Below are 18,330 nucleotides of genomic sequence, written 5' to 3'. Positions count from 1 at the left end.
CTACCATGGCAAAGAAAAAAGTAGTGGTGTTTGCCGGCACACGGCCGGAAGCGATCAAGGTGATCTCGGTGGTGCAGGCGCTGCGCGCGGCGCCCGACGATTTCGACGTGTGCCTGTGCTCGGTCGGACAGCATCGGGAAATGTTGATGCAGGCCTTCGCGGACTTCGGCGTGACGCCGGACGCGAGCCTGGATGTGATGTCGCAGAATCAGTCGCTGGCGGGGCTGAGCGCGCGTCTCTTCACCGCGATCGACGAATTCCTCGCCGCGCAGTCGCCCGACATCATCCTCGTGCAAGGCGACACGATGACCGTTCAGGTGGCCGCGTTGACGGCGTTCTATCGTCGCATTCGCGTCGGGCACATCGAAGCCGGGTTGCGCAGCCATGACATGGCCGCGCCGTTTCCGGAGGAACTCAATCGCCGTGTGGCGTCGCTCGTGACCGATCTCCATTTCGCACCGACGGAACTGTCGAAGAAGAATCTGCTGGCGGAGCAGGTGCCCGCGGAGCAGATCTTCGTGACCGGCAATACCGTGGTGGATGCGCTGTATCTGATGCTCGAGCGCCTGAAGAACGAGCATGTCGAATTGCCGGAGCGTGTCGAGGCCGCACTCGCCGAAGGGCGGCGCATCGTGCTGGTGACGGGGCATCGTCGCGAGAGTTTCGGGCCTGGCTTCGAGAACATCTGCACGGCGTTGCGGACAATCGCCGAGGCGCATCCGGACGTACGTATCGTCTATCCGGTGCATATGAATCCAAAGGTGCGGGAAGTGGTCAACCGCGTGCTGAGCGATCAGCCGGGCGTCTATCTGGAAGAGCCGTTGACCTACAAGCCGTTCCAGCGGCTCATGGCGGCCAGCCACATCATCCTGACCGACTCGGGCGGCATTCAGGAAGAAGGGCCCGCGTTGGGCAAGCCGGTTCTCGTGATGCGCGATGTGACCGAGCGGCCGGAAGGCGTCGAGTCCGGCGTCAACAAACTCGTCGGCACGGACGTGGCCACGATCGTTCGTGAGACGGCGCGTTTGCTCGACGATCCCGCAGCTTATCAAGCAATGTCCGCCGGCAAAAACCCGTTTGGCGATGGAACCGCGGGCGCTCAGATCGTTGCCATTCTGAAATCGAAGTTCGCCCAGCTCTGATTGGCATTTCGCTGGCGGTCGCAGGCCGGGCATCCGTTGAGCTCGCCCGCTTGCGCCTGCGCTTGCGTTCAGCGCGCATTCGGCCGAGTGCTGTCAGCGTGGCCATGTGGTATTGATCGATAAAAAAATATGAAATCCAAAGACCGCACCTGGGCAGCGGGGGCGCCCATCGCGGCCGGGCCGAACGCACCGGTAATCGATGACAAGGCCTCTAACGGGATCTGGTTGCTAGCCGTCTTCGCAATCACGTTCGGGCTGACGTTCGCGCGGATGCCGCAACGCCTGACACAAGGCTTCCTATGGGCGGAGGACGCATCGATCTTTCTCAAGGGCGGCTACGAGGAAGGCTTCAGGTCGATATTTGCTCCGTACGCGGGCTATCTCCACGCGGTTCCGCGTCTGCTCGTTGCGGCGTATGCATCCGTGGGTTCACCTGTCCATGCGCCACTGGTCCTGGCGTGGGTCTGCGCGATCGTGCTGGCCGGCGCTGCGACACTGCTGTTTACTGCCGTGTATCGCCATGTCGGCCGCGTCGCGGCCATGTGTTTCGCGCTTGCGCTGATTGTCGTCCCTCAGGATGGCGAAATATGGCTGACGGTCACCAATCTCCAATGGATCCTCGGGCCCTTGCTTCTCGTTCTGCTCTGGCGGGAATTCGTAGCCGGACAGGTCTTTCCAGTGCGAGTGTTTTATCTCGACGCGGCGTTGATCGTGCTGCTGGCTCTGACCGGCCCGTTTGGGCTTGTGTTCAGTGTGTTCGTCATTGGGGCCGCTTTCATCAAGGGGCGGCACGAATGGGCACGTCGCACATGGGGCCTGTTTGTCGCGTACGGTTTGGCACTGACAGCCCAAATGGTGTGCTTGATGCACGCGAGTTCGCAAGGTGGCCTGGTCAAATTCAATCCGGCTGATTTCCACTGGATCAGTTCTTTCCTTCGTTATTTTGTTCTCGATTTTTTAAGTCCGGCTTCGTTGAACGATCAATGGAGTGGTGGCGTGCGTATTTGCCTGTCGCTAATCGCTATCGCATGTTGTGGTTTTGCGCTGTACAAGACGCCCGGCAATTACCGTTTTGCGTGTGCCGCACTTCTTTTTCTCGCTGTCCTGTTCTGGGCACTTGGCATAGCCCGGTTTGGACGCACGGATCTCGCCATGAGATGGGCGATGGGCGGATCGAGATATCTCTTCGTGCCGTTCGTATTCTGCTTCTGGACATTTGTCATTTGCCTTTCAAAGGCGAATGGCGTTGGTGCCAAATCGGCAGCCGGTGTGCTCCTGCTGCTGGTCTGCATGTCCAGCGCGACTGGTTTTGCGAGCGGAAAATGGCCTGCGACGAATATTACGTCGCTAGTGACTGGTAATGTCGTTTCGTACCGGTTATCGCCTCCGCCTGGCGATTTATTCGTGACGACAATCAAACGCGTGCGGTGAGGCCCCTCAAACCTTTGCGTGGCGTCGGAAAATCGACTCGTGGTCGCGGCAGATAGCGCTGCGCAAAAGGCTCGCTTCGTCAATTGATGTCATGCATTGGGGAGATTCCGCTCCCGCCGAATCGTGGGAAGGGAAAAATCCCGGAAAATCACTGGTAAAATCGTTGTCTCAGAAATAGGCGGCGGGAGAGGCGATTCATGGTGGATTCGGTAAATGCGGGAAAGGACCGAGCGCCGTCGCTGGACATGCTGCGGGGCTATGCGGCCTTGATCGTCGTTTTCGCGCATACCACGGTGGCAGGGCTTTACAAGGTCGAGCCGCTGTGGGGATGGCTGAAATGGACTCCCCTGCGTGTTTTATGGGCCGGCCACCAGGCAGTGATCGTGTTCTTCATGCTCAGCGGCTATGCGCTCGCGCATATGTACGGCGAACTGAGGTCGCGCCGTTACCTTACGTTTGCCGCCGCGCGGATCGTCCGGCTTTATCCTCCGTTCATTGGGTCGCTCGTGGTCGCCGTCGGTCTGTACTGGCTTGTTGGCCGCGCGGGCTATGTCTGGGAGCGCGGCTGGATGTACACGGCGCATCCCGTACTCGACAAGCAGGTGATCTTCGATCATCTGAAAATGATTGGAAGCTATGACACCGGCGCGATCAATCCGCCGATGTGGTCGATCGTGCATGAGATGAGATGGTCGTTGGCATTCCCGATCATTGCCTTTCTCGTCAACCGTTTTCGATTCAAGGCCGTCATTGCAGCGGTAGTAAGCTCGACGCTCATCGGTATTGCGGCGTTGGCTGGATCGCCTACCCATATTCCCTGGCCGCTTCAGGATGCGCTCCTGACGACGCACTACGGTACGTTCTTTGTCATAGGCGCGTGGTTTTATTCGTGTCGTTTTCAGATTGTCGACAGGGTTACTGCCTTGCCGGCCAAGTCTCGCACCATGTGGTGGATCGCGGCGTTGGTCCTGTTCTCCTATCCATTCGACAATCCGTGGAGCATTGGCGGACGCATTTTCGGCGACCTGGGCGTTTCAATCGGCGCATTCCTGCTGATGGCGCTGTCCTTCACCATCAAGGAAGGGCGTGCTTATTCGATTGGACACTGGTTGGGGAAAATCTCTTACAGCCTGTATCTCAACCACTACGTGATACTGAGCGTGTCACTGGTCGTTCTCTATACGCGCTTCGGGCCGGTTCCTGTCTGGATCGCCACGATTTGTGGCGCACTGGTTCTCGCTTTCGTGATGAACAGGCTGGTCGAAGTGCCGTCGCAAAACTGGGCGCGCGCTTTGCGCCGTCGCTTGTCGCCAAAGGCTGCCGAGCGTTCAGCAAATAGTGCGAACCTTGTTCAACGATAACGATGGCCGAGATTCAGATAGACCCCGTATCTAGCTTTGAGAATGAACAGTCACGACGCCGGTCTTTAGTCGACGGCGCTTTTGTCTTTGTTCTGGCGCTCGTCGTGCTATTTATCCGCATGCACGGCCGACTGACGCACGGTTATCTATGGGCGGAAGACGCGCCCATTTTTATCAAAGAAGGTTTCGAACTTGGCGCTCGAGCCATCATCACGTCTTATGCAGGATACCTGCATGCGGTGCCGCGCTTGCTGATATACGGCTATACGTGGTTCGGGACAGTTATTTCAACGCCGCATGCGTTTGTCTGGCTGACCACGTCCACCACTCTTGTTTCCTGCCTGTACCTGTATGTGATCGCCGCGCGCTATTTGCCGCGCACCGGCGCCTGGCTGATCGGTCTGTCGCCCGTTCTCATTCCTCACAACGGTGAAGCTTGGCTCACCGTCACGAATCTCCAATGGGTGCTCGCGCCCGTGCTTATTGCGATGATCTGGGACAGCACGCAGCGCACCGACACGAATCGGATTTTCAGCCGTTGTGTCGCTATCGGTCTCCTCTCGCTGACCGGCCCGTTCAGCATTCTGTTTTCGCCCGTTGCCGCGCTGGGCATCGTGGCTCACCTGAAGCGGTCTGGAAAGCGCCTGTGTTGGTTGCCGCTGCTGGTGGTCGTGGCCGGCGGCGCGGTTCAACTAGTGACGCTACTGACAAGCCCGCCAAACCATCCGGCAGCCCACGCAGCAAGCGAATATTTGCACTTCGGCTGGCTGGGCGCTTTTTTCCGCTATTTCGTGCTCGACTTCTTACTCGCCGACCGGTGGATCAATGGTTTGGGCAAGGGCATGTTTTATGTTTCATTCGCGCTGTTCGCCGCGGTTCTGGCGTGCGTGGCGACTTTGCCCGGCAAATGGCGCAACGTCTGCGTGATTGCGCTCGCGCTCGCTGTTGTGTTCTGGATGCTCGGCGTGGTGCGGAGTGATGCACCGGAGTTGCCTGTCCGGTGGTCGGGCGTGAGTGCACGGTACACGTTCTTTCCGCTCGTTCTGTGCATGTGGACGTTCGTGATCGTGGCCGCCAGAAACAGAATCGCGCTTGCCCGCTACGCCGCTGCGCTGCTCTTACTGCTGATGCTGGTGAATAGCGCCTTGCGATTCAGGGTTCCCTGGTATCCCTATGAAATCGTGTCGGCGCAAGGTGGCGTTTTCCTCGTTCATGCGCCACCAGGTGATGTGTTCCGGGCAGAGGTCAAGCCTGCGCGCTGATCGTATGCGCGGATAGATCGGCTACGTCGCGCTGACCTTTCAGTGCTTGAAGCTCCACCTCTTGTGCCCCACGTAGCTCGTGAACACCGGTACAGCGACGCCGACGGCATGCGCAAGATCGCGCGCATGCCAGGTCATGCCCATCCGCGGAAACACGTAGTACGCCAATCCGACGCTTACGGCCCAGGTCTGCACGACGGCAACGAGATTGACGAGCGTAAAGAAGAACACAGACCGCCCTGTCGACTGCGTGCTCTTCGTGAACACGAACAGTTTAGCGAGAATGAACGCGGTGATCATCCCGGTGATATACGCGACGACAATGGCGGCCGAGTAGGGCATCCACTTGTTGTAGACAATCCGGCTGCCCCAATTGACCGCCGCGGCAAAGCCGCCGGTCAACAGGAACAGCAGAAAGCTCTTCGAGACGAAGGTACGCTTGGCGAGTGCATGAACCCGGGTCATATCATCTTCGCCATCTTGCGCGACAGGCCGATACTCTCCGAGATGCCACGGTCTTCCGGGTAGTAGTAAGACGTATCGGCCACGAGCAGGCCTTCCACCGGCAACTGGATCGGCGGCAGGCGGTCGAGATAACCCGGCTCACAAATCGGTTGCGCAAAACGATACCGGCTCGCGCGCACGTCGATGAAATCGTCAGTCTTCAATGCCGGATTGATTTTCATCAGATAGCGTTTCACTTTGTCGATGAACGCCGAATCCGGTTCCTGGTACTTCGGATGTTCGCCCGGAATATAAAACGGCACATAGACGACGTGATGATCGAGCGGCCGCAGATTCGTGTATTCGACAATGCCCGGAATATCCATCTCCGGATCGTTGGTGTTCAGCCAGAAGTTTTCGGTTACCGGTTTCTTCAGCTTGGCGATAATGCACACCACGGCCACGTTCTTGACGCTGCGGAATGCGTCGAGAATCTCGGTGGGCAGATCCGGTATCACGCGCGGCACATAGGGCAGCGGAATCGTGCTGATGACCTTGTCGAACGGCAGGAACTCACCGCCGGCTTCGATACCCTTGACTTTCCCGTTCTCGATCACAACCTTCTGCGCGGGCGTGCCAAGACGAAACTCGCCGCCGTTGGCCTCGATATAACGGCGCATGCCTTCCAGCAGCGTATCGGAGCCGCCTTCGAGATAGCCGAGTTTCTCGTGAAAGAGGTTGTAGCGCGAACGGCCGATGCGGCGAATACGACTCCAGATCCACGCTGCGGACAGGTTGTACGCGTAGTCGTAGAACTTGTAGTCGAACAGACGCCGCCACAACACTTCCCACGCTTCTTCACCGATCCAGCGGCGAATCCAGCCCGTCGCTTCAACGTGATCGAGCGGCTTCCAGTCATTGCGCTTGGTCGACAGAAACGCGTGCAGGCCATAGCGGAATTTGGCTTGCAGGCTGAGTCCCTTGAACTTCAGGAGCGCCATGGGGTTGCCCCACGGCTGCACGCGGCCTTGATAGAAGTAACCCATCTTCGTTTCGCGCCACTGCATTTTTTCTTCGAGTCCCAACTCGCGCAGCACCTCGAAGAAAGCGTGATCGGAGATCGCGTGGAAATGGTAGTAACGTTCGATAGAGAGGCCGCCGAAGTCGAAACACGCGGCCATCCCGCCGACCCGGTCGTCTGCTTCGAATATAACCGGCTTGCGCCCGTCCTTGACGAGCTGGTAGGCGGCGCCGAGACCCATCGGCCCGGCGCCGAGTACTGCAATGCGTTGTTCGCTCATAACGTGGCTTGGCTCAAAATTCCAGTGCGATGTGGCTATACGTCGGATCGTTGAAGGTCTCGTCCATGGCCTTGGCGAACGGCGTGGCGCGGATCTTGAAGATGCCTTCCCAGTCGATCACTTCGAATTCGTCTCCAGCCGTCAATGCTTTGAGCTGGTCCGCGGTGAACGGCGGGTTTTTGTCGAAGACGGCATACACTTTCAGCAGCACATAGAAGAGACCATACGGAATTCGCACGATCGCGCACGGTGCGCGAGTGGCGCGCTTGATCTGGCGGATGATGTCGATATAGTCCACGCGTTCGAGGCCGGTGATATTGAACGACTGACCCTTGATGCGCGACTCGATGCAGCTGATGATCACATTGCAGAAGTCGCCGACATAAAGCGGCTGACGCATGTATTTGCCGCTGCCGGGAATCGGGAACACCGGCACACGATGCATGAAGCGCGACAGCCAGCCCAGGTGCTTGCGGTCGAACCAGCCGAACATCAGCGTGGGCCGCAACACGACGCATTCGATGCCCGAGGCGTGCACGATCTCTTCCTGCTCGCGTTTCGTCTCGGTATAGAAATCCTCGCCCACGGAATTCACTACCGAAGAACTAATGTGCACGGTGTACGGAATCTGGTTGCGCTTGATCACATCGAGCACGTTCCGCGTGGACGTGATGTTGTTGCGAATGAACGGTTCGATGGTCGGAGCGCCGATCTGTGCCTGCAGCATCACGACGAGATCCGCGCCTTCGAAGTGCTGCTCCCAACCGCCCGGTTCGGCCAGGTCGGCATAAATTGCCGTGACGTCAGGATGGACCTTGCGAAGCACTTCCAGGTTGGCTTTGTGCTTGTCGATCACGACCAGATTGTCGTAGCCGCGCGCCTTGAGGCGTGCAACGAGGTTCTGGCCGACAAGGCCGGCGCCGCCTGGAAGAAGGATGCGGGTTTGGTTCATGCGTTAACTCTTTGAATGGGGCGTTCAGCAACTTTGTAAGGGCTAGATGATACTAGCAAGCCGCGGCGTCTCCAGAAACGGCCTGGAAACCGCCGGCGGCCGCTGGGGGCAGTGTTTATTGAACGGTCGTTGCGGCGGGCAATACTGCGGGCATTGGTTTTTCGGCTTGCGGTGCGCAATACGCACCGGTGGCGGTTTGTCCATCGACTCGTATGCCGCCGCTCGCCGGTGCCTTGAAAAAGGCCGTCCAGCCGCTGTATCGGGCGCTTCGTCCGAATACGTTGCGAACGTCGCCTCGCTCGGCGCCGACAACGCCAGTGCCAAGCGTCATACCGGTGGCGTCGGTAACGACGATTGCGCGTGGCGTGCGCTTGTCTGCCTGATCGTAAATCCAACCCGTCGCGCGATATATGCCGGGGCTCGTCGTCGCGGAGATGTCGTCGATGCTGCCGGCGCAGGGCGAGGACGCGTTGACCTGGCTCGGTGGCACCAGATAGTCGGGCTGATCGGGCGCAAAAATGGACAGGTGTTCCGCCTCAGCTTGCCGCGCGATGTTCGGCAGAGCATCAGGAAACGGATAGACCGGACGGATGATCTCAGGATCATAGACATGAGCCCGCAGCGCGAGGCCGGCGACGAAACGTGCGTAAGTCTCGTCACGATCCGCCCGCACGAAGAAGCGTTGACCCGACGCGACGGCCAAGGTGGCGAGTGCGGCGACGAAGACGGCACGCCTCAATTGTTCCGGTGTGCGGCTGTTCAGCGCAGCAAAGAGGATCAGCGCGAGCCAGCCCATCAGCGAGGCGGTCGTATAGCGGGAAGCCAGCGCTGTCTCCAGGCCGAACCAAAGCCGCCCGCTCGCCGTCAGCAACGCATTGCCCGCGATGAACAAGGCAAAGACGAGCAGGGCCACCCCTTGCGGACGATCGGCACTGGCACGCAAGAGTCTGAAGCAGTTTGCCGCGAGCGCCGCCAACACCAGAATACCCGCGACGTAGGCGCCCGCGAGGCCGGTCCTGATCTGAAAGGCCGGCGAGCCCAGATAGAGCAGTACGTAGCGAATCGCGGCAATGGGATGTTCGCGTACGCCGGCGAGCAGATTGCCGCTGCTACCCGGCTTGTGCCAGTCGATGAAATAGGCAAGCCATACGGCAACGGTCACGATCACGATTGCCAGCAGTTCGCGCGGTTTCAGTCGCGCGTAAAGTGCCTGTACGATAAGCGCGGGAAGCACCAGCACGCCGCTCGACATTGAGTATGCCGCGAGCCACGCACTGACTAACGCCGCCGTCAGCCAGCCGAGCCGTTTGGCCTGTTCGTCGCCGGCATTGGCTTCGGCGGTACGATCGATTGAATGGAACGCGAGCAGTGCAAAGAGATAAACGGCGAACCACTGGCTTTGAAATCCCCACGCGAAGTTTTCCCGCTGCATCCACGAGAAGGCGAATACGAGGATGGCGCCCGCCAGTCCGAAACGCGTCTGCCGTGCGAGGGTGGGGCGGTAGTGGATCGTGATGCGGAAAAAAGCCGCCGCCAGTGCACCCGCGAGCACCAGGTTGGAAATGAGGGAAAAGACATTTCGGCCGCCGAAATAACGAATGTCGGCGAAAAATATCAATCGCGAGAAAGTCAGGCGATGTTCGTTATGCTGTTCGAAAAACGCGTGCCAGGGATCTTGCGCGGCGCGCATATAGAAGCCAATGGAGCCGTCCCACGAGTCGCCGTACGGCAACGGCGAAAAGTGCTGCCACACCGCGAACGCCGTCGTTGCGAACGTGATGACGCCCAGCGCGAATACCGCGTAGTTGCCAGAAGTTTCTCGCCGACTCATCGTCCCGATTTCCTTTTACAGGGACGCCCGCTTGAACAGGAAGCGCGGCACCGAGCGGATGATCAGCATGATGATCGCCCAGAACCAGCGCGTATAGAGCACGTCCTTGCGCTTCTCAACCGCGCGCACGATATCGCTCGCCACTTGATCAGGCGTCGCGACAAGCGGCCCGGGCAACGGCAAACCGGCTGTCATCGGCGTCGCCACGAAGCCCGGTTTGATGGTCAGAACGTGGACGCCGGCTTTGAACAGCCGTGCATTCAGTCCCTCGCAGAATGCGGAAAGCGCGGCCTTCGCGCTGCCGTACAGATAGTTCGAGGGCCGGCCGCGATCGCCCGCCACCGACGAGATGACCGCCAATGCACCGCGCTTCTGCGCTTCCAGGATGTTGGCAATCGGCGTCAGCAGCGCGATCACCGAAACGGCATTCGTGTTGAATTCACGCACGGCCACCGCGGGGTCCGCCTGACACGCGGCCTGGTCCGGCAAGGTGCCGGGCGCGACCAGCACGATATCGAGCGCGCCGAGTTCTCTCTGGCACTGTTCGAGCATGCCCGCATGCAGATCCAGGCGATCGATATCGAGTTGATGACAGGCCGCCAGTTGTGCGCCGCGCGCGGTCAGATCGGCGGCCACCTGCTGAAGGCGCTCGCCGTTGCGGGCGACGAGGAAAAGACGTGCGCCCTGGGTGGCCCATTGACGTGCACAGGCGATGGCGATCGCCGACGTGGCGCCGACGATAAGAATGTTTTTCATGTTCGTGTGGTCCGTTCCCAGAAACGCGAGAGTAACGCGGGGTCGCGCAGCGCTTCGAGTTGCTGCCATTGAGGGTAAGCGGCGCGAAAGTCGGCGCCGGGCATGTGCGCGTCTTTGGCCGGATAGATCCGGCCGCCGGCTTCGCGCACGATGGCATCGAGATTCGCAAAGAGCCGGGTATTCAATGCGTCGCGCTGCGGGAAATCGAGAGCGAGGGACGTGCCTTCCATCGGAAACGACAACAGGCCCGGCGAGCGCAAATCACCGCAGCGTTTCAATACGGCGAGAAATGAGCCCGTGCCGCTTTCGGCAATCGCGTCGAGAATCGCGCGGGTCGCGTCGCGCGCCGCAGCCGACGGCACCACGCATTGGTATTGCTGAAAGCCCGCGCGCCCGTAGATTCGATTCCATTCCAGCAAGCTGTCCAGCGGGTAGAAGTAGGCGTCGTAACCGACCTGCGCGACGACTTCGCCGCGCTGCTGCTTCTGATAGTAGAGCTCGTTGAACGCGCGCAACGTGAAGCGGTTGAACACCGGAATCGGCAGCGTGAAGGGGACAGTGCGCTTCTTTCGCCGCGTGACTTCGAGCGGTCCGTCCGCCGCATGGTCGCCGGCCATGAAGATGCCGCGGCCGAGCGCCGAGCCGCGACTTTGGCAATCTACCCACGCCACGCTGTATTCATGCAACGGATCGAGCTTTTCCGACAATGCGAAGAACTCGTCCAGATCGCCGAAGCGGATGCTGGTCATGTCGATCAGGCTCGAGCGGATCGGCATCAACTGAATCTCCGCCCACAGGATCAGCCCGGTCAGCCCAAGGCCGCCGATCGTGGCGGCGAAAAATTCGGCTTGCTCGTCGGGCGAGCACTCGAACTGCGAGCCGTCGCTGCGCGCCAGCGCGAAGCGGCGCACATGCCGGCCGAAGGTGCCTCGCACATGGTGATTCTTGCCGTGGACGTCGTTGGCAATCGCTCCGCCCAAAGTCGCGTATTTCGTGCCCGGTGTGACCGGCAGCATCCAGCCGCGTGGAATCGCGACGTCGAGTATTTGCTCGAGCGTCACGCCGGGTTCCGCGCGCAGCACACCGGTTTGCCAGTCGGCGGCAATCAGCCGGTCGAGCGGCAGCGTTTGCACGACATGGCCGGAGGCGGCGAGGCAACTGTCGCCGTAGCTGCGGCCATTGCCGAAGGCGAGCGTGGTGCCGTGTTCCCGGGCCGCGTCCGACCACGTGGCGCGCGCGGCATCACGCCATGCAATCGCATGCGCTTCCTGCGGTATTGGCGGGTAACGTCCCCATGACAGAACTCGACTCATCGCCTAGATCGCGGCCCAGAAAATCAGGCCGCACAGCACGACGACTGCGAGGCTGACCCGATCGCGCGCCGCGAAGACAATCGGATCGTCGTGCATCAGACCGCGATGCGCGATGATCCAGGTGCGGCTGACCCAATAGAGCAGCAGCGGACAGGCGAGCCAGATGACTTGCGGATGGCGGTACATGCCGGCGGTTTTCGCGTCCTGAATATAGAGCGCGAGCACGAGCACGGCCAGATAGCCGGACGAGGTCCCAAGCGATGAGATGAGCGACAGGTCGCTCGCCACATAGCCGCGCCCGCGCGTCTTGACGAGGCCGCGCGCTTTCATCGAATGCAGTTCGGCGTAGCGCTTGACGAGCGCGAGGCTCAGGAAGATGAACATCGAGAAGGCGAGCAGCCAGAAAGTCAGTTGCGCGTCGACCGCTGCCGTTCCGGCGATGATGCGCATCGTGTACAGCATGGCCAGCACCACCACGTCGACCATCACCTGCCGTTTCAGGAACGTGGAGTACGCCAGCGTCAATACGTAATAGCCGAACAGCGCCGCGCAGAATTGCCACGGCAGGAAAAACCATGCCGTGACGAATGCGACCACCAGCAAGACAGGAAAGAGCCCGAGTCCCCATGTGAGCGGCAGCGCGCCGGAAGCAAGCGGACGTTTGCGTTTGACGGGGTGATGACGGTCGTCTTCGAGATCGAGCAGGTCGTTGAGCAGATAGACACTCGAGGCGCACAGGCCGAACGTGAGAAACGCCAGCAGAGCAGCGAGAGTCAGTTCGGGGGAAGACAACTTATGTGCGGCCAGCAGCGGCAGGAAGATCAAAAGGTTCTTCAGCCACTGATGCAGGCGCAAGGATTTGGCCCACGTCTTCGTGGCGGGAGGGCGTGATTCGATCACCCGTTCCACATTGCCGATCTTGCGCGCCGCGCGTTCCACACCGTTGGAAGGATTCACCACGTACGCGCGGTCGGCGGATTGCCAGACCGCCAGGTCGTCGTGCGAATTCCCGGCGTAGTCGAAGCCTTTTTCGCCGTACTCGGCGACCAGCGTATCGCGCTTGTTGTGAGCGGACAGGTTGATGCTGCCGTTCGTTGCGAACGTCCTGTCGAAAATGCCGAGATGGGCCGAGATGGCCTGCGCATAACGTTCGTGGCTTGCCGTGGCCAGCACCAGCGAGCGGCCGGCGTCGCGTTCAACCTTCAGCCATTGCAGGACGGTGGCGTCGTAGGGCAGCACGGCGACGTCCACGTTCGTCGCGTCGGCGAGGCCCGCTTTCAAACCCGGCTTGCCGCCGCGCGCGAGCCACAGCAGCGGCTCGTAAAAGCGTTGCGGGGCGGCCTTCAGATAGGCAAATCCAGACTCGATCAGGATGTCTGAGCGAATCAATGTGCCGTCGAGGTCGACGACGAGTGGTCTGCTGCGCATTCATTCTGCCCTGAGGGCGGTTGTCAGATTTGTTGAGCGGACGGCTGCCGTCTGTGGCGCTGCGCTGAAGCCCGAGTCTCGTCCGGTTACACGCGGCCGGAGTTTGGCGGCGTTACTTTACTATTCTGCGATAACGCGCACAACCTTACAGGTAAAGTGATTGATTCTGAGGCGGAAGACCCGATCAAACCATGTCAAATGGCGCTTAACGGAATCGTGTCGGGCGTAACAAAGGGAAAGACGGGTTGCCGAACCGCGAAAATTTAAGCAAACTTCGGGTTTGTTGCGTCTACGCAACGTCGGCTTTCGAAGTGCCCATCCGATGTGCCCACCGAAGTGCCCACGATAAGGCACGCAGTTCTACATGAAAGAAACGCGCACTCTGCATCCCCTGTCCGACGGGTTGTCCGTATCGGTGGTGGTCTACAACCCGGATACAGAACAGTTGGTGTCCACGCTCTCGGGGCTTGCCGCCGCGTGCGATGCGCTGCACGTCAGCCGGCCGCAACTCCCGGTGACGCTATATCTGGTGGACAACGGCGGCCTGCCCGACATCCCGGCAACGCTAGAGGAACTCCGGGCTCGCGGCATCGTTTGTACGATCATCGCGGGACAGGGAAACGTGGGCTACGGCAGGGGCCACAATCTGGCAATCGAACGCAGTGCCAGCCGCTATCACCTGGTGCTGAATCCCGACATCGATCTGGCGAGCGACGCGCTTCGCGAAGCGCTCGATTTTTTCGATGTGCATCCCGAAGCCGGCCTCATCACGCCATGGATCGGCGACGAGCATGGCGAGCAACAGTTCTTGTGCCGACGCTACCCTACCTTGCTCGACCTGTTTGTACGCGGCTTTTTGCCCTCGGGAATGCGTCGGCTGTTTGTCCGTCGACTCGCGCGCTATGAGATGCGCGATCGGATCAATGCGCGTGACACAGTGTGGGATCCGCCGATCGTCAGCGGCTGTTTCATGCTGTTTCGCATGACGGTCTTGAAGCAGCTGGCAGGCTTCGACGCCCGTTATTTCCTTTACTTCGAGGACTATGATCTGAGTCTTCGCGCGCATGACGTCACCCGCGTCGTCTACGCGCCCGCGGTGCGCGTGTTGCATCACGGCGGCGGCGCAGCACGCAAGGGCTCGGTGCATATCCGCATGTTCATGTCGTCGGCGTACAAGTTCTTCGACCGGTTCGGCTGGAAGTGGCTATGAGCCGGGTGCTCGTTACCGGCGCCAACGGCTTTGTGGGCCGCGCGCTGTGCCGCGCGTTGCGGGACTCCGGCAACACGGTCACCGGCCTTGTGCGGCGTGAGATGCAGCCAGAACGCGGCGTGCACGAATGGGTCGACCCCAGCGTGAATTTCGCGGGTATCGACGCAGGCTGGCCGGCCGCATTGCAGGTGGATTGCGTCGTGCATCTGGCGGCGCGCGTGCATGTCATGCTCGAGGATGCCGCCGATCCAGAGGCTGCGTTCCAGGCGACCAACGTCGAGGGCACGCTGCGTGTCGCGCGCGCCGCGCGGCGGCACGGCGTGCGGCGCTTTGTCTTCGTCAGCAGCATCAAGGCGATGACCGAAGCCGATTCGGGCCGCCCGGTGCGCGAAGACGATCCGCCGGCGCCGCAAGATCCGTATGGTCGCTCGAAACTCGCTGCCGAAGAAGCGCTGATCCGCCTGGGTGCGGAGACCGGCCTCGAGATCGTGATCGTGCGCCCGCCGCTGGTTTATGGTCCGGACGTGCGGGCTAATTTCCTGAGCCTGATGAGCGCCGTATGGAAGGGCGTACCGCTGCCGCTCGGCGCGCTTCGCGCAAGACGCAGCCTCATCTATGTCGACAATCTCGCGGACGCTTTAGTGCATTGCGCGACCGACGCGCGCGCGGCCCAGCAGTGCTTCCACGTTGCGGACAACGACGCGTTGGCGATCGCCGAACTGGCGCGCGCGCTTGGCCGCCACCTTGGCCGGCCCGCGCGTTTACTGCCCGTGCCTGAGAGCTGGCTACGTCTCGCCGGCCGCCTGACGGGGCGCACGGCGCAAGTAGACCGGCTGGTCGGCTCATTGCAGCTCGACACCAGCCGGATTAGCACGGTGCTGGGCTGGCAGGCGCCGCATTCCACCGAAGAAGGGCTGGCCGCGACAGCCCACTGGTACCGATCCACGCATTGAGGCACGCATGCTGATGTCCCATTCCACGATGCCGGGCTGGACGACCGTGATCCTGATCGCGCTCGGCTCCGCTTGTGCCTGCGCGGCGATCCTGTGGACGCTGCTCAGGACCGGCCTCGCGTGGCGCCTGGCCACCGACATTCCCAATGACCGCTCGTTGCACACACGGCCCACGCCGCGGGTGGGCGGTTGGGGCATCGTTCCGGTGGCGGTCGTGGCGACGCTTGTCGTCGCGCCACACCTCTGGCTTGCCGCGCTGTGCGCCGCGGTGCTGGCGGCGGTCTCGCAGATCGACGACCGGCGCGGACTGCCCGCGCGGGTCAGGTTTGCGGCGCACCTGGCCGCAGTGGCGATTTTCGTCTGGGCGCACCCCGCGCCGGCGCCGCTCTGGCTGCTGGCGGCCTTGTCGTTTTTACTGCTCTGGCTGATCAATCTTTACAATTTTATGGACGGTGCGGACGGCCTGGCCGGCGGCATGACGCTGTTCGGCTTCGCGGGCTACGCTGCCGGGGCCGCGCTCACCGCGCATCCGTCGCCGGAACTCATGTGGGCCTCGGCCGCCGTGGCGGGCGCGGCCGCGGGCTTTCTGATCTTCAACTTCCACCCGGCAAAAATCTTCCTCGGCGACGCCGGGTCGATTCCGCTCGGCTTCCTGGCGGGCGCTTTCGGCTATTGGGGCTGGAGCGACGGCGTCTGGCCGATCTGGTTTCCGGCGCTGGTGTTTTCGCCGTTCATCGGCGACGCGTCGGTCACGCTGCTGCGGCGGCTCCTGCGCGGCGAGAAAATCTGGCAGGCGCACCGCGAGCACTACTACCAACGCATGGTTCAGTACGGGCTCGGGCATTCGAAGACGGCCATCCTATGGTATGCAGTAATGGCGGCTGGTATAGTACTTGCTGTCGTGTCGCTTGGCTGGCCTTCAGCGCTTCAATGGTGTAGCGTGGGTGCATGGGTGATCGTACTGGTATTGATGGGTATCGGAGTCGATTCACGCTGGCGTCGATTCCGGATAGCAGTTTCCGAACAACCTGAGGTGTGACGCCGATGCTTCGACACAAAGCCTCATGGCTATCATTTAGCGCTTTCGCCTTCGACCTTTGCGCAGTCGCGGGCACCTGGCTCGCGGCATATCTGATCCGCTTCAATGGCTACGTTCCGGTCGAGTTCTGGTCCGGCGCCGTCCGAACCCTCATTTGGGTGCTCCCCGTCTACGGTGTGATGTTCCGCATCTTCGGCCTCTATCGGGGCATGTGGGTGTTTGCGAGCCTGCCGGACCTGATGCGCATCGCCAAGGCCGTGCTGGCCGGCGCATTCGTGATGATGATGGTGGCCGTCATGGCCCAACCGCATCCCATCATTCCGCGCTCCGTACTCGCTGTTTCCCCGCTTCTGTTGTTCCTCGCCATGGGCGGCTCGCGCGCGCTCTATCGCGCTTCCAAGGAGTTCTATCTGTACGGCGGCCTCGTTGGACAGGGCAAGCCGGTAGTGGTGCTCGGCGCGGGCAACGCGGGCGCGAGCCTGGCGCGCGAACTGTCGCGTTCGAGCGAATGGCGGCTGGTGGGCCTGCTCGACGACGACCCCGCCAAGCAGGGCCGCGAAATCTACGGCTACAAGGTGTGGGGGCCGATCAGCGACCTGCAGCACTGGGCTTCGGACATGAAGGTCGAGCACGCGATCATCGCGATTCCGTCGGCGTCGGTGGATGCGCAACGCCGCGTGGCAACGCTGTGCGTGCGCGCCGGCGTGCGGGCCATGGTGCTGCCCGCGTTGACCACGCTCACGCAAGGCGAAGCGTTCCTGTCGCGCGTGCGTCAGATCGATCTCGAAGACCTGCTCGGGCGCGAACCGGTACGTATCGACATGCCGCACGTCGAAGCACTGTTGAGCGGCCGCGTGGTGATGGTGACGGGCGCGGGCGGCTCGATCGGCTCGGAACTGTGCCGCCAGATTCTGCGTTTCGAACCCGCGCAATTGATCGCGTTCGATCTGTCCGAATACGCGATGTACCGTCTCGCGGAAGAACTGCATGAGCGCTTTCCGAAGCTCTCCGTGGTGCCGGTGATCGGCGACGCCAAAGATTCCTTGCTGCTCGATCAGGTGCTCTCGCGCTACACGCCGCACATTCTCTTTCACGCCGCGGCCTACAAGCACGTGCCGTTGATGGAGGAGCTGAATGCATGGCAGGCGGTGCGCAACAACGTGCTGGGCACATACCGTGTCGCACGCGCGGCGATTCGTCACGACGTGAAGCATTTCGTGCTGATCTCCACCGACAAGGCCGTGAACCCAACCAACGTGATGGGCGCGAGCAAGCGCCTCGCGGAGATGGCCTGCCAGGCACTGCAGCAGACCAGCACGCGCACGCAGTTCGAAACGGTGCGGTTCGGCAATGTGCTCGGCAGCGCGGGCAGTGTGATTCCCAAATTTCAGCAACAGATCGCGAAGGGCGGGCCGGTCACGGTCACGCATCCGGAGATCACGCGCTTTTTCATGACGATCCCCGAGGCGTCGCAACTCGTGCTGCAAGCGTCGAGCATGGGACACGGCGGCGAGATCTTCATTCTCGATATGGGCGAGCCGGTGAAGATCGTCGATCTGGCGCGCGACCTGATCCGCCTGTACGGCTTCAGCGAGGAGCACATCCGTATTGTCTTCACGGGCCTGCGTCCCGGCGAGAAGCTCTACGAGGAACTGCTGGCCGACGACGAAGCGACCACGCGCACGCCGCATCCCAAGCTGCGCATCGCGCAGGCGCGTGAGGCGCCCGACAATCTCCTCGACGAACTGCTGCCCTGGCTGATGCAGCATCGTGTGCCAAGCGACCAGGAGGTGCGCCGCGATCTGCGGCGCTGGGTGCCGGAGTATCAGCCGGCTGCCGCACCGGCGTTGCATAGCGTAGCCTCGGCGACGCGGGCTTCGTGATCATGAGCCGGTGAAGGCTGCCTT

At 61.3% G+C, this 18,330-nt stretch carries 15 protein-coding genes; 8 read left to right on the top strand and 7 right to left on the bottom strand.

The features are described 5' to 3' along the window. Positions 1-5 precede the first annotated feature (5 nt). The 4 genes from wecB to B0G71_RS16035 all read left to right on the top strand — a co-directional run bounded on the left by wecB (position 6) and on the right by B0G71_RS16035 (position 5,196). Positions 6-1,142, top strand: coding sequence for a non-hydrolyzing UDP-N-acetylglucosamine 2-epimerase (wecB, locus tag B0G71_RS16050; RefSeq protein ID WP_116142711.1), 1,137 nt, complete (start codon positions 6-8; stop codon positions 1,140-1,142). 129 nt (positions 1,143-1,271) lie between these two features. After that, positions 1,272-2,573, top strand: coding sequence for a hypothetical protein (locus tag B0G71_RS16045; protein ID WP_116142710.1), 1,302 nt, complete (start codon positions 1,272-1,274; stop codon positions 2,571-2,573). Between the two features lie 197 nt (positions 2,574-2,770). Beyond that, the gene (locus B0G71_RS16040; RefSeq protein ID WP_116142709.1) at positions 2,771-3,934 is read left to right on the top strand and encodes an acyltransferase; all 1,164 of its coding nucleotides are present in this window, start codon (positions 2,771-2,773) and stop codon (positions 3,932-3,934) included. 2 nt (positions 3,935-3,936) lie between these two features. After that, on the top strand, positions 3,937-5,196 hold the full coding sequence (locus tag B0G71_RS16035) for a hypothetical protein (protein WP_147308680.1): 1,260 nt from the start codon (positions 3,937-3,939) through the stop codon (positions 5,194-5,196). A gap of 39 nt (positions 5,197-5,235) precedes the next feature. On the opposite strand, the gene B0G71_RS16030 is transcribed toward B0G71_RS16035, so the two are convergent. From B0G71_RS16030 to B0G71_RS16000, 7 genes are all read right to left on the bottom strand, one after another. Further along, positions 5,236-5,661, bottom strand: a complete 426-nt coding sequence (locus B0G71_RS16030; RefSeq protein WP_116142707.1) for a GtrA family protein — start codon at positions 5,659-5,661, stop codon at positions 5,236-5,238. Next, the gene (locus B0G71_RS16025; protein ID WP_116142706.1) at positions 5,658-6,941 is read right to left on the bottom strand and encodes an NAD(P)/FAD-dependent oxidoreductase; all 1,284 of its coding nucleotides are present in this window, start codon (positions 6,939-6,941) and stop codon (positions 5,658-5,660) included. The genes B0G71_RS16030 and B0G71_RS16025 overlap by 4 nt, the downstream gene beginning before the upstream one ends. Before the next feature lie 13 nt (positions 6,942-6,954). Continuing rightward, positions 6,955-7,893, bottom strand: a complete 939-nt coding sequence (locus B0G71_RS16020; protein WP_116142705.1) for an NAD(P)-dependent oxidoreductase — start codon at positions 7,891-7,893, stop codon at positions 6,955-6,957. Positions 7,894-8,008: 115 nt separating this feature from the next. After that, a complete protein-coding gene (locus B0G71_RS16015; RefSeq protein WP_116142704.1) occupies positions 8,009-9,724 on the bottom strand; it encodes a hypothetical protein in 1,716 nt (571 codons plus the stop codon). Between the two features lie 15 nt (positions 9,725-9,739). Beyond that, the gene (locus B0G71_RS16010) at positions 9,740-10,480 is read right to left on the bottom strand and encodes an SDR family oxidoreductase (protein WP_116142703.1); all 741 of its coding nucleotides are present in this window, start codon (positions 10,478-10,480) and stop codon (positions 9,740-9,742) included. Further along, a complete protein-coding gene (locus tag B0G71_RS16005) occupies positions 10,477-11,793 on the bottom strand; it encodes an FAD-binding oxidoreductase (RefSeq protein ID WP_116142702.1) in 1,317 nt (438 codons plus the stop codon). Before B0G71_RS16005 ends, B0G71_RS16010 begins: the two co-directional genes overlap by 4 nt. 3 nt (positions 11,794-11,796) lie before the next feature. Then, positions 11,797-13,221, bottom strand: a complete 1,425-nt coding sequence (locus tag B0G71_RS16000) for a UbiA family prenyltransferase (RefSeq protein WP_116142701.1) — start codon at positions 13,219-13,221, stop codon at positions 11,797-11,799. A gap of 364 nt (positions 13,222-13,585) precedes the next feature. On the opposite strand from B0G71_RS16000, the gene B0G71_RS15995 reads away from it, so the two are divergent. The 4 genes from B0G71_RS15995 to B0G71_RS15980 are packed head-to-tail and all read left to right on the top strand — an operon-like array spanning position 13,586 to position 18,306. Further along, a complete protein-coding gene (locus tag B0G71_RS15995) occupies positions 13,586-14,431 on the top strand; it encodes a glycosyltransferase family 2 protein (RefSeq protein WP_116142700.1) in 846 nt (281 codons plus the stop codon). Then, entirely contained in the window at positions 14,428-15,384 is a 957-nt protein-coding gene (locus tag B0G71_RS15990; protein WP_116142699.1) for an SDR family oxidoreductase, read from the top strand. The genes B0G71_RS15995 and B0G71_RS15990 overlap by 4 nt, the downstream gene beginning before the upstream one ends. A 7-nt stretch (positions 15,385-15,391) precedes the next feature. Next, positions 15,392-16,423 carry a glycosyltransferase family 4 protein gene (locus B0G71_RS15985; protein WP_116142698.1) on the top strand — a complete coding sequence of 344 codons (1,032 nt, stop codon included), beginning with the start codon at positions 15,392-15,394 and terminating at the stop codon, positions 16,421-16,423. Between the two features lie 5 nt (positions 16,424-16,428). Further along, positions 16,429-18,306 carry a nucleoside-diphosphate sugar epimerase/dehydratase gene (locus B0G71_RS15980; RefSeq protein ID WP_106286169.1) on the top strand — a complete coding sequence of 626 codons (1,878 nt, stop codon included), beginning with the start codon at positions 16,429-16,431 and terminating at the stop codon, positions 18,304-18,306. Positions 18,307-18,330: the final 24 nt, after the last annotated feature.

The organism is Paraburkholderia sp. BL27I4N3 (genome assembly GCF_003386115.1).
Taxonomy (GTDB): Bacteria; Pseudomonadota; Gammaproteobacteria; order Burkholderiales; family Burkholderiaceae; genus Paraburkholderia.
The sequence above is the reverse complement of the archived record's forward strand: the minus strand, read 5'-3'. Positions and strand labels throughout refer to the sequence as shown.